At 69.0% G+C, this 11,801-nt stretch carries 9 protein-coding genes and 1 pseudogene; 7 read left to right on the top strand and 3 right to left on the bottom strand.

The annotated features are described in order from the left end of the window. Positions 1-232: 232 nt before the first annotated feature. Positions 233-424 (top strand): annotated as a pseudogene (locus tag ML342_RS10955) (transposase); the annotation flags it as partial. Here ML342_RS10955 and ML342_RS10950 read toward each other — a convergent pair. Next, positions 405-1,226 carry a 3-hydroxybutyrate dehydrogenase gene (locus tag ML342_RS10950; RefSeq protein ID WP_240127070.1) on the bottom strand — a complete coding sequence of 274 codons (822 nt, stop codon included), beginning with the start codon at positions 1,224-1,226 and terminating at the stop codon, positions 405-407. The pseudogene ML342_RS10955 and the gene ML342_RS10950 overlap by 20 nt on opposite strands. Before the next feature lie 122 nt (positions 1,227-1,348). On the opposite strand from ML342_RS10950, the gene ML342_RS10945 reads away from it, so the two are divergent. The 4 genes from ML342_RS10945 to ML342_RS10925 all read left to right on the top strand — a co-directional run bounded on the left by ML342_RS10945 (position 1,349) and on the right by ML342_RS10925 (position 5,796). After that, positions 1,349-3,154, top strand: coding sequence for a 3-hydroxybutyrate oligomer hydrolase family protein (locus ML342_RS10945; protein WP_240127069.1), 1,806 nt, complete (start codon positions 1,349-1,351; stop codon positions 3,152-3,154). A gap of 68 nt (positions 3,155-3,222) precedes the next feature. Then, positions 3,223-4,266: a class III poly(R)-hydroxyalkanoic acid synthase subunit PhaE gene (gene phaE / locus ML342_RS10940; protein ID WP_275672473.1), complete on the top strand. Its 1,044-nt coding sequence runs from the start codon at positions 3,223-3,225 to the stop codon at positions 4,264-4,266. A gap of 1 nt (position 4,267) precedes the next feature. Then, complete coding sequence (locus ML342_RS10930) at positions 4,268-5,338, top strand: class III poly(R)-hydroxyalkanoic acid synthase subunit PhaC (RefSeq protein ID WP_240127068.1); 1,071 nt, start codon at positions 4,268-4,270, stop codon at positions 5,336-5,338. A gap of 2 nt (positions 5,339-5,340) precedes the next feature. Beyond that, the gene (locus ML342_RS10925; protein ID WP_240127067.1) at positions 5,341-5,796 is read left to right on the top strand and encodes a hypothetical protein; all 456 of its coding nucleotides are present in this window, start codon (positions 5,341-5,343) and stop codon (positions 5,794-5,796) included. A 326-nt stretch (positions 5,797-6,122) separates the two neighbouring features. Here the strand turns inward: ML342_RS10925 and ML342_RS10920 are convergent, their stop codons facing one another. Together ML342_RS10920 and ML342_RS10915 are read right to left on the bottom strand one after the other, a co-directional pair. After that, positions 6,123-6,560: a c-type cytochrome gene (locus ML342_RS10920; protein WP_240127066.1), complete on the bottom strand. Its 438-nt coding sequence runs from the start codon at positions 6,558-6,560 to the stop codon at positions 6,123-6,125. An 8-nt stretch (positions 6,561-6,568) separates the two neighbouring features. Beyond that, positions 6,569-6,910 (bottom strand): c-type cytochrome, encoded by a 342-nt coding sequence (locus tag ML342_RS10915; RefSeq protein ID WP_240127065.1) that lies wholly within the window; start codon positions 6,908-6,910, stop codon positions 6,569-6,571. Between the two features lie 274 nt (positions 6,911-7,184). Here ML342_RS10915 and ML342_RS10910 point away from each other — a divergent pair, with 274 nt between their 5' ends. Together ML342_RS10910 and ML342_RS10905 are read left to right on the top strand one after the other, a co-directional pair. Then, positions 7,185-8,309: an efflux RND transporter periplasmic adaptor subunit gene (locus ML342_RS10910; protein ID WP_240127064.1), complete on the top strand. Its 1,125-nt coding sequence runs from the start codon at positions 7,185-7,187 to the stop codon at positions 8,307-8,309. Further along, positions 8,306-11,800 carry an efflux RND transporter permease subunit gene (locus ML342_RS10905; RefSeq protein ID WP_240127063.1) on the top strand — a complete coding sequence of 1,165 codons (3,495 nt, stop codon included), beginning with the start codon at positions 8,306-8,308 and terminating at the stop codon, positions 11,798-11,800. Before ML342_RS10910 ends, ML342_RS10905 begins: the two co-directional genes overlap by 4 nt. Position 11,801 lies beyond the last annotated feature (1 nt).

The following is an 11,801-nucleotide window of genomic DNA, read 5'->3' as shown; positions in this document are numbered from 1 at the left end:
GACGTTATCGTTGCTCACGGTGGCGTACCTCGTGGTTGGGTGGACTCGTGACAAGCCCATTCCAACCCGGTACGCCGCCTCTCCTCAACTCAGGGGCGTGCACCAGATTCGGTCATATCTCGCGGGGTTCCGGCCACCTGTGCTGCGGGTGAAGTCCGGCCCGAACGACGTCCCCCGCCTTTGAGTAGCCCCGCGATCTGGAGTCCAATCCCCATCGACAAGGAGATTGGACGTGAAGAAGCGGTTTACCGAAGAGCAGATCATCGGCTTCCTGCGTGAGGCGGAAGCGGGCGTGTCGGTCAAGGACCTGTGCCGTCGGCACGGCTTCAGCGAAGCCTCGTATTACCTGTGGCGCAGCAAGTTCGGCGGCATGAGAGTGCTGGATCAGCCGGGCATGGACGCGCTCACTGCGCCGTCCAGCCGCCATCCACTGGGAGCGCGGTGCCGGTGATGTTGTGCGCTTCGCGCCGGCACAGGAACACGGCGAGGGCGGCGATCTCTTCCGGCAGGGTCATGCGCAGGCTGGGCTGCTTCTCGGCCAGCAGCGCGCGCACGCCGTCCTCGCGCGAGCCGCCGTGCATGCGCGCCGCGATCTGCGGCTCGATCAGCGGGGTCTCCACCCAGCCCGGGCAGATGCAGTTGACGGTGATGCCGCCGGACTCGCGGCTGCCCTGCGCCGCGTATTCCAGCGCGGCGACCTTGCTCAGGCCGACGAGGCCGAACTTGCTGGCCACGTAGGGTGCCTTGTCCTTGGAGGCCACCAGCCCGTGCACCGAGGCGATGTTGATGACACGCCCGTAGCCGCGCGCGGCCATCGCCGGCAGCGCCGCGCGCATGGTGTGGAAGGCGGACGAAAGGTTGATGGCGAGGATGTCGTTCCACTTCGAAACCGGCATCTCGTGCAGCGACACCGCGTGCTGGATGCCGGCGTTGTTCACCAGCACGTCCACGCCGCCGTCCGACCAGGCGGCGAGATCGCTCATCATCGCCGCGATGGCGTCGGGATCGCGCAGGTCGGCGCCGAAGTGGCGCACAGGCTCCGGCCCGGCGCCCGCGCCCGCAGCCTCGACTTCGCGGATCGCACTGGCGATCTGTTCTGGCGTGCCCAGGCCGTTGATCGCCACCCGTGCGCCGGCCGCGGCCAGCGCCTTGGCGATCGCCAGGCCAATGCCGGAGGTGCTGCCAGTGACCAGGGCGGTGCGCCCGTGCAGGAAGGATTCGCTCATGGGGGAACTCCGCGACGCCATGGGGGAGCCATACGCTAGCAGGATCGTGTCGGCGCGGCGGCCGCGCCTGGCTGGTACGAAAGTACGATGCGGGAGCGTGCGGCAGGGGGTAAGGTCGGCACATGCACACACTCCGCCATTGCGCCCTCGCCGCGGCCGGCCTGCTGCTGGCCGCCTGTGCCAGCCTGCCCGCGCAGGCACCGTCGAATCAGGAAGCCCGCCCCATGTTCAGCCCGATCCGTATCACCGAACACCGCGGCGATGACGATCTGCTGACCGCCGGCCTTGGCCTGCAGGGCCTGCGCGCGCTGCTGCCGCCGGCGTTCGCGGAGGCCGCGCATCCGACCCCGACCGAGCTGCGCCGGCGCGCGATCTGGTCGAACTGGCGCGGGATCGCCGACCTCGCGCCGGGCGGCGGCTATGGCGAGCTGTACGGCAGCACCGCGGCGGCGCCAGGCCGCGAGTTCAGCGCCTATGCCCGCCTGCCCGGCGCGACGCAGCCGCATCGCGTGCTGGTGCAGCTGCCGGACGATTTCGATGCGCGCAAGCGCTGCGTGGTGGTGACCGCGTCCTCGGGTTCGCGCGGCATCTACGGCGCGATCGCGGTGGCCGGCGCCTGGGGCCTGCCGCGCGGCTGCGCGGTGGCCTACACCGACAAGGGCGCTGGCACCGACTATTTCGACCTGGATGCCGGGCAGGGCATCGCGCTGGATGGCACCGTCGCCGCCGCTGGGGGCGATGCCGCGCTGGCCTTCGCGCCCACGCCGGCTTCCGGCCACGGCGTGGCCTTCAAGCACGCGCACTCGCAGGACAATCCCGAGGCCGACTGGGGCCGCCACCTCAAGCAGGCCGCGCAGTTCGCGCTCTCGGTGCTGGACGCGCAGTTCCCGCAGCAGGCGCCGTTCACCATCGCGAACACCCGCATCATCGCGGTCGGCATCTCCAACGGGGGCGGCGCGGTGCTGCGTGCGGCGGAAGACCCGGAGCCGTGGTTGGACGCGGCGGTGGCCGGCGAACCCAGCGTACTGGTGGACGGCCACGGTGCGCGCGCGCTGTACGACTACGCCAGCGAGGCCGCGCTGCTGATGCCTTGCGCGTTGCCGCAGCTGGGCATCCCGGCGATGCCGGGGCTGGAGGCGAAGTGTGCGGCGCTGGCGGCGCGCGGTGTGCTCGCGGGCGCGACCCTCGACGCCCAGCAGAAGGACGCGCTGGCGCGGCTGCGTGCAGCCGGCTGGAGCGATGCCGGCCTGCGCGCGGGTGCGATCAGCGTGGGCTTCGACTTATGGCGCGCGATCGCGGTGGCCTATGCCTCGGCCTACGGGCGCTATCCGCACGATGCGCATCCCTGCGGCTACCGCTATGCCGCGCTGGGCGCGGACCTCGCGCCGCGCGCGGCCACCGCGGCTGAGCGCGCCGCCTGGTGGGCCGATGCTAGCGGCATCCCGCCCGGCGCGGGCGTGGCCATCGTCGATCCGCAGCCGCTCACCGATCTGGGCCTGACCGGCCTGCAGTGCCTGCGCGGGCTGTGGACGGGCGAGGGCGCGGATGCGCGCCGCGTGCGCCAGGGTATCGCCGAAACTCGCGCTGCGCCGCCGCGCGCCGGGCTGCCGCTGGTGGTCGTGCATGGCGCTGACGACGGCCTGGTGCCGCCGGCCTTCTCCAGCGCGCCCTACGTGGCGATGGCCAGGGCCGCCGGCCGCGATGTGCGCTACTGGCAGGTCCGCAACGTTCAGCATTTCGATGCCTTCCTCGGCCTGCCGCACATGGCCGCGGCCTACCTGCCGCTGCTGCCGTATGTGTACGCGGCGCTGGATCGGGTCGATGCCTACCTCGACGGCAAGGCGGCGCTGCCGGAGGATGCGGTGATCGCCACCACGCCGCGCATGGGTGTGCCGCTGGCGCCGGCGAACCTGGCGATGCCGCGTTGAATCGATGGTCCTTCGTCATGGCAGTGCCGTAACGGCGTTGCTAGCATGGCACCTATAGCGGAGGACACATGACGGACGCATCCAACGATTTCGCGGCGCTGGCGCGCCAGTACTGGGCGCTGTGGGGCGATGCGCTGCGCGGTGCGCCAGCAACGGGCGGCCCGGCGGCGGCCGGCCTGCAGGACGCGCTGGGGGCATGGCGCGCCCAGCTTGGCGGCAGCGATGCCTTCAACGGCGTGCTCGATCACTTCCAGCGACAGGCCGGCACTTGGCTGGCGCAGATGCAGCAGGTGGCGGCGCAGTTTGCCGGGCGCCCGCATTCCGCGCCGGACGTGGCGCGTGCCTGGCAAGGCGTGGTCGGCGCCAATCCGGTTGCCGGCATGGTCCAGGGCATGCAGGGGCCTGGGCTTGGCAACCTCACGCAGTGGAGCGAAGCAGCCGCGCCCTGGCTGCATGGGCTGCGCGCGCAGGCGGAGGGCATGTTGGGGTTGCCGGCATTCGGGCTCACCCGCGAGCACCAGGAGCGCGCGCAGGCGCTGGGCCGTGCGCTGCTGCGCCTGCAGCGCGCGCAGGAGGCGTGGAATGCGCTCTTGGCCAGGGCCTCGCAGGACGCGTTCGCACGCTTCGAGGCGAAGCTGGCCGAACACGAGGCGCCAGGTCGCCAGCTCACCAGCGTGCGCGCGCTGTTCGATGTGTGGGTGGATGCCGCTGAGGAGGCTTGGGTCGAACTCGCACTGTCGCATGAGTATCGCCACGTGCTGGGCGAGCTGGTCAACGCGCAGATGCAGACACGCGCCGCGGCGCAGGCGATCGGCGAGCAGATGGCGACGGCACTGGGCCTGCCCGGGCGGGTGGAACTGGACAGTGCGCACCGCAAGATCGCGGAGCTCGAACGCGCAGTGCGGCGAATGCAGCGCGCGCCGACCGCCGACCCACCCACGCACCCAGCGGGGGCTGCGAAAAGCGCGGCCGGCAAGGCCGTGAAGGCGGGAGCCACCCGAGCGGCGAAGGCTGCGCCGGCCAAGGCTGGGCGCACGCGCAGGCCTGCCGTGAAGCCTGCGGAAAAACCCGCAACCAAGACCGCGACCAAGACCACCGCCAGGAAGCGCTGACATGTACGGCCCGCTCGCCATCACTCCGGAAACGCTGGCCGAAGAGGCCGCCAAGCTGCAGCAGAAACTCGTGGCCGGCTTGCGCACCCTGCGCGAGCTGGACGATGTCCACGTGGGCGCGACCCCGCGTGAAGAAGTCTGGCGCGACGGCAAGGTGGTGCTGTACCGCTTCCGCGGCGAGCGCGCGCCCACGGCGAAGGTGCCGATCCTGATCGCCTATGCGCTGGTCAACCGTCCGTACATGGTGGATCTGCAGGACGACCGCTCGCTGGTGAAAGGACTGCTGGCCCGCGGCGAGGACGTGTACGTAATCGACTGGGGCTACCCTGACCGCTCCGACCGTTTCCTGACCCTTCAGGACTACATCGAGCGCTTCCTCGGCGGCGCGGTCGAACATCTGTGCGATGCGCACGGGCTGCCGGCGATCAACCTGCTGGGCATCTGCCAGGGCGGCGCGTTCTCGCTGTGCTACGCGGCGCTGCACCCGCAGCGGGTGAAGAACCTCGTCACCATGGTGACGCCGGTGGACTTCCACACCCCGGACAACATGCTGTCGAACTGGAACCGTGAGATCGACGTGGACCTGCTGGTGGACACGCTGGGTAACGTGCCGGCCGACATGATGAACTTCACCTACCTGATGCTCAAACCGTGGCGGCTGTTCGTACAGAAGTACGTGGGCATGCTCGATATCCTCGACGATCGCAAGGCGATGCAGGATTTCCTGCGCATGGAGCAGTGGATCTTCGATTCGCCCGACCAGGCCGGCGAGGCGTTCCGCGAGTTCAGCAAGCAGTTCTTCCAGGAGAACCGCTTCGTCACCGGCGGGGCCAAGGTGGGCGAGCGCGAAGTAGAGCTGCGGCGGCTGCAAATGCCGATCCTCAACATCTACGCGGAGCAGGACCACCTGGTGCCGCCGGATGCCTCGCGTGCGCTGCGCACGCTGTGCGGCAGCCGCGACTACACCGAGTATTCCTTCCGCGGCGGTCACATCGGCATCTACGTCTCCGGGCGCGCGCAGAAGGACGTGCCGCAGACCATCCACGACTGGCTGGCGCAGCGGTCGCATTGAGTATGCGCGGGCTGCCGCGCTGGGGGCTGCGCTTCGCACAGGGCCTTGGCATCGTATGGGCCTTGCCGGTGACCGCGCTTGGCCTGGTGGCGGGGCTGGCGGCAATGGCCGCTGGCGCGCGGTTGCGTTTCAGCCCGCGCGACCTGGCCTGCGTGTTCCAGCGGGTGCCGTGGGGGCCGGGCGGCGCGCTGACCCTGGGCAACGTGATCCTGGATACCGGCGACGATCTGGAGCGGCCGTGTCGCACCTATGCGCACGCGGCCGGAATCGGCCACGATCCGCCGGTTCTGCTGGCCGATCACGAGCGCGCGCATGTCTTCCAGTACATGGCATTGGGCGCACTGCTGCCGCCGCTGTACCTGCTGCACGGCGGGGTGTCCGCGCGCAACCGTTTCGAGCGTGCGGCCGACCGCTATGCGCTGACCGGTCGCGGCTGGTGGCCGTGGGCACGCGACTGAATGCGACTTGCCGACACGCCGCGGCGCGGGTGCGTTTATCGTTTTGCTAACGTCGCCGGTTCTATGGTGTTTGGTGCCGGAGAAAAACTGTCCGGCGCGCAAGGCGCCCCGCAGAATCGCTCCGGCCACGACCCGGTCCCCTCCAGGCGCAACGCCTGCGAGACCGGGTCTTTTGTGATGCGCGCTCACCCTTGCATGCACGCATCCATTCGCCATGTGATGGCGGTGGTGCGTGCTGCCATCTGGCTGCCTTCGCCGGACATCGCGCCCGCCATGCAAAAGGGGCCCGCAGGCCCCTTCGCACGCTGCGCTGGTACGGGCCGCGGTCAGTTCACGTTCGACAGGTCGCGCAGCTGGGTAGGCACGCTGTGGAAATAGGCGGCCAGGTCCGCGATCTGCTGGTCGCTCAGGCCCTTGGCCTGGGCCGCCATCACGTCGGCATTGCCGCCGGCGCGTGCGCCGCTGCGGTAAGCCTGAAGCGCATGCGCGATGTAGTCGGCGTACTGGCCGCCGATCTTCGGATAGATGTCGCCGATCGGGGCATTGCCTTCGGCGCCGTGGCAGGAGGTGCAGGGCGCGATGCCGTTGCCGCCCTTGGTGGCCAGCTCCTGGCCGGCGCGGATGTCGCCCTTGGGCAATCCGGCGGACGAGGACGCATGGGAGGTGGCTTCGGTGGCGGCTTCGGCGTCGGACTTGCCGGCGCTGCAGGCGGACAGAGCGAGAGCGCAGGCCAGGGTCAGCAGAGTCATCGAAATCTTGGTCATGGCGCGGCTCACTTCAGGCTAGACAGGTAGGCGGCGATGTCGGCGATGTCCTGCTCGGAGAAACTCTGCGCCTGTGCCTGCATGGTGGGATGCTTGCGATTGCCGTTGCGGTATTCGTTCAAGGCATTGAGCAGGTAGGTTTCCGATTGCCCGCCGATCATCGGCACGTGGTAGCTCGGGTAGGCGTTCTTGTAGCCGGTCAGGCCGTGGCAGCCGCGGCAGGTGTAGGTCAGGCCTTTGCCGCGGGCGGCATCGCCCTTGACGGCGGCAGGCGCGGGATCCTGGGCGGTGGCGGAAAAGGCCGCCAGGAGCAGGGCAAGGCTTGCGGCAATCGACAGCGGTCGCGTCATCGGGCGGTTCCCGTGGTGATTTCGGAAGATGGTGCGTTGGCAGGTGAAGCCACCGTGTCAGGCAGCTTCCGTTCAGGGAGTATAGCGGCGATTTTTCGTCGGCGGCACCGGACACCCATCCGGCCGCCGTGGATCAGCGTAGAGAGGTCAACCGGGCTCATCCCTGCCATTTCGCCCGGCCAGTCCGCCCGGCCACCCATGACCTTCGGCGCATGGCAGTCGGATTGGCCTGGTGAAATACTTGACTACAACACCAAACTTTGCGAATCCCCCCATGCACGACACCCCTACGGCTGCCGTTTTCCGTCCCGGCCGCATTTCCTCGCTGGCGCGCGCCGGCCTGGTGCTGATCCTCCTCGGGCTGTCCGCCTGCAAAGTCTCCACGGCCCCCGGAGGCAAGCCGGACGCCAAGCAGGACAAAGGTCCGGAGGCGGTGCCGGTGGAAGTGGCGCGGGTCGAGCGCCGCTCGATCTCGGCCAGCTATAGCGGCACAGCGCCGTTGGAGGCGCGCGCCCAGGCGCAGGTGGTCGCCAAGACCTCCGGGATCGCGCTGAAGGTGCTGGCCGATGTCGGCCAGCATGTGACGGCCGGACAGACCCTGGTCGTAATCGACCGCGACCGCGCCAAGCTGCAGGTTGCCCAGGCCGAGGCGCAGGTGCGCAAGCTGGAGGCGAACTACAACCGCGCCCTACAGCTGGCGGCGCAAAAGATGGTCAGCGCCAACGACGTGGACCAGCTGCGGTACGACCTCGACAACGCTCGCGCCACGTTGCGCATGGCCAGGCTGGAGCTGTCCTATGGCAACGTGGCCGCGCCGATTTCCGGAGTGGTGGCCAGCCGTGACATCAAGCCCGGCAACTTCGTGCAGATCAACACCCCGATCTTCACCATCGTGGACACTTCGCGCCTGGAGGCGACCCTGAATGCGCCCGAGCGTGAGATCGAGAAGCTCAAGCCCGGGCAGACGGTGGAACTGACGGTGGATGCGCTGCCGGGCCGCATCTTCAAGGGCCGGGTGGACCGGGTGGCTCCAGTGGTGGATGCCGGCAGCGGCACTTTCCGGGTGATATGCGCGTTCGATGCCGATGGCGGCCTGCAGCCAGGCATGTTCGGGCGCATCCGGATCGACTACGACCGGCGCGCGGATGCGCTGGTGATCCCGCGCAGCGCGCTGCTGGACGACGGCGGCGACCCGGCGGTGTTCGTGGTGCGCAACGGCAAGGCCCGGCGGGTCACCCTCGAGCTGGGCTATGACGACGGCCCCTGGGTCGAGGTACGCGCCGGCCTCAAGCAGGGTGAGCCGGTGGTGGTGGCCGGCAAGGCCGCGCTGCGCGACGGCAGTGTGGTGAACGTGCTGGGAACGGGCGCAAACCAGGCGCCAGCGCAGGTTGCCCGATGAGCACGCCGTCGCCGCACGACCCGCTGGGCACACCTGCCGGCCGCTTCAGTCTGGTCGAGTTCGCCACCCGCCGGCGCGTCACCATCGCGATGATGACGGTGACGTTGGTGCTGTTCGGCCTGATTGCGCTGGGCAGCCTCAAGGTCAATCTGCTGCCGGACCTCAGCTATCCCACCCTGACCGTGCGCACCGATTACCCAGGCGCGGCGCCGGCCGAGGTCGAGACTCTGATCACGCAGCCGGCGGAAGAGGCGCTGGGCGTGGTCAAGGGGTTGCGCAAACTGAAGTCGATTTCGCGCACCGGTCAGTCCGACGTGGTGCTGGAGTTCGCCTGGGGCACCGACATGAACCAGGCCAGCCTGGACGTGCGCGACAAGATGGAGTCGTTGCAGCTGCCGCGCGAGGCCAAGCCACCCGTGCTGCTGCGCTTCAATCCGTCCACCCAGCCGATCATGCGGCTGGCGCTGACGCCGAAGCAGGCCGTGCGCGGCGACGAGGAGCTGCGCCAACTGATGGGGCTGCGCCGCTACGCCGATGATGACCTCAAGCGCAAGCTGGAACCGGTGGCCGGGGTGGCCGCGGTCAAGGTCGGCGGCGGTCTCGAGGACGAGGTGCAGGTGGAGGTGGACCAGCGCAGGCTGGCGCAGCTGGGGCTGTCGATCGACACCGTGATCCAGCGCCTGCAGCAGGAGAACGTGAACATCTCCGGCGGACGCCTGGAGGAAGGCTCGCAGCGCTACCTGGTGCGCACCGTCAATCAGTTCGCCAGCGTCGATGAAATCCGCAACATGCTGTTGACCACGCGCGCGGCCAGTGCCGCCAATCCCGCCACCCTGGCGGCGATGCGGGTGGCGGCGGCGAGCGGCAACGCCAGCGTGATGGCGGCGCTGGCGCAGGGCAGCAGCAACGGGTCCAGCAGCGGCAGCGAGGCTCTGCGCTTGGGCGACGTGGCGCAGGTGCGTCAGGGCTACAAGGAGCGCGACACTATCATCCGCCTGGACGGCCGCGAGGCGGTGGAGCTGGCGATCTACAAAGAGGGCGATGCCAATACCGTGGCCACCGCCGATGCGCTGCAGGTGCGGCTGAAGCAAATCCGCGAACAGCTGCCGCGCGACATGGAGTTGACGGTGATCGAGGATCAGTCGGTGTTCATCCGCAACGCCATCCGCGACGTGAAGGTGGATGGCGTGATCGGCGGCATCCTGGCGATCCTGATCATCTTCCTGTTCCTGCGCGACGGCTGGAGCACTTTCGTCATCAGCCTGTCGCTGCCGGTGTCGATCATCGCCACCTTCTTCGTGATGGGCCAGCTGGGGCTGAGCCTGAACGTGATGTCGTTGGGTGGCCTGGCGCTGGCCACCGGTCTGGTGGTGGACGATTCGATCGTGGTGCTGGAATCCATCGCCAAGGCGCGCGAGCGTGGCCTTGGGATCCTCGAGGCGGCGATTGCCGGCACCCGCGAGGTGAGCATGGCGGTGGTCGCCTCGACCCTGACCACGATCGCGGTGTTCCTGCCGCTGGTGTTCGTGCAGGGCATCGCCGGCCAGCTGTTCCGCGATCAGGCGCTGACGGTGGCGATCGCGATCGCGGTGTCGCTGGTGGTGGCGATGACCCTGATCCCGATGCTCAGCTCGCTCAAGGGCCGCGCGCCGCTGGGCTTCCCGGAGGAGCCGCCGCGCCCGCGCTGGCAAGCCGGAAAAGCCTGGCAGAAGCCGGTGATGTACGTCGGACGCGGTCTCGCTGCGCTGCTGCGCTATGCGGTATTCGCTCTGGTATGGCTGGTAGTGCGCACCTGGCGCCTGCTGGGCGCGCTGGTGGGGCCGGTGATGCGCAAGGCCAGTGATCTCGCGATGGCGCCATATGCGCGTGCCGAGCGCGCGTATCTGCGCCTTCTTCCGGCCGCATTGGCGCGCCCGGCGCCGGTGCTGCTGGCAGCGGGCATCGCGTTCGCGGCGACGTTGGCGGTGCTGCCGCTGCTGGGCACCGATCTGATCCCGCAGCTGGCGCAGGACCGCTTCGACATGACCGCCAAGCTGCCGCCCGGTACGCCGCTGGCGCGCACCGATGCGCTGATCCGGCAGGTGCAGGCCGCGCATGCCAAGGACGAGGGCGTGCGCCTGCTGTACGGGGTCTCCGGCACTGGCACCCGGCTGGATGCCAATCCGACCGAGAGCGGTGAGAACATCGGCAAGCTGTCGGTGGTGATGACCGACAATGCGGCGGAAGGCCCGCTGACCGAGGCGCTGCGCAAGACCATGGCGGCTTACCCGGGCGTGCAGGTCGATTTCAGCCGGCCCGAGCTGTTCTCGCTGTCGCCGCCGCTGGAGATCGAGGTGGAGGGCAATGATCTCGACGCCATCCGTGCTGCCGGCAACAGACTGGCCGCCATGCTGCGCGCCAACAGCCACTACGCCGACGTGAAATCGACGGTGGAGCAGGGCTTTCCCGAGATCCAGATCCACTTCGATCAAGACCGCGCCGCTGCGCTCGGCCTGACCACCCGCCAGATCGCCGATGCCGTCACCAAGAAAGTGGCTGGCGAAGTGGCCACCCGCTACAGCTTCCGCGATCGCAAGATCGACGTGCTCGTGCGGGTGCAGGAGGGAGACCGCGCTACGGTGGAGGATATCCGCCGCCTGATCGTGAATCCCGGCAAGGGCGCGCCGGTGGAACTGGCGTCAGTGGCCCGCGTGGTGGAGACCTATGGGCCAAGCGAGATCCACCGTGCCGACCATCGTCGGGTGGCGATCGTTTCCGCCAACCTGCGCGGGATCGACCTCGGCACCGCGATCCGCGAGGTGCAGGCGATGGTGGCGGAGAACCCGCTGGGCGTCGGCATCGGCATGCAGATCGGCGGCCAGGGCCAGGAGCTGGACGATTCCATCCGCTCGCTGCTGTTCGCGTTCGGGCTTGCGGTCTTTCTGGTGTATCTGGTGATGGCCTCGCAGTTCGAATCGCTGCTGCACCCGTTCGTGATCCTGTTCACCATCCCGCTGGCGCTGGTGGGCGCGGTGGCGGCGCTACTGCTGACCCGCTCGCCGGTGTCGGTGGTGGTGTTCATCGGTCTGATCCTTCTGGTGGGCCTGGTGGTGAAGAACGCGATCATCCTGATCGACAAGGTCAACCAGCTGCGTGAGGCCGGCGTGGCCAAGCGCGAGGCGCTGGTGGAGGGCGCGCGCTCACGCCTGCGTCCGATCATGATGACGACCCTGACCGCCGTGTTCGGCTTTCTGCCGCTGGCGCTGGCGTTCGGCGATGGTGCCGAGGTGCGCAGCCCGATGGCGGTGACGGTGATTGGTGGCCTGCTGGTATCCACCCTGCTGACCCTGGTGGTCATCCCGGTGGTGTATGACCTGCTGGACCGCAAGCCGGACGAGTACTACGCCGAGCGTGGCCGACGCGCGCGCCGCGATGCGCAGGCGGTGGCCGAAGTGCTGGCCCACGAGCACGACCCGCTGATGGCGCCCGGCAGCGGCGAAGTGAAGGGATGAG

Source organism: Thermomonas alba, assembly GCF_022419205.1.
GTDB classification, from domain to species: Bacteria; Pseudomonadota; Gammaproteobacteria; order Xanthomonadales; family Xanthomonadaceae; genus Thermomonas; species Thermomonas alba.
Note: the sequence above shows the minus strand (reverse complement) of the source record. Positions and strands in the feature narration are given on the sequence as shown.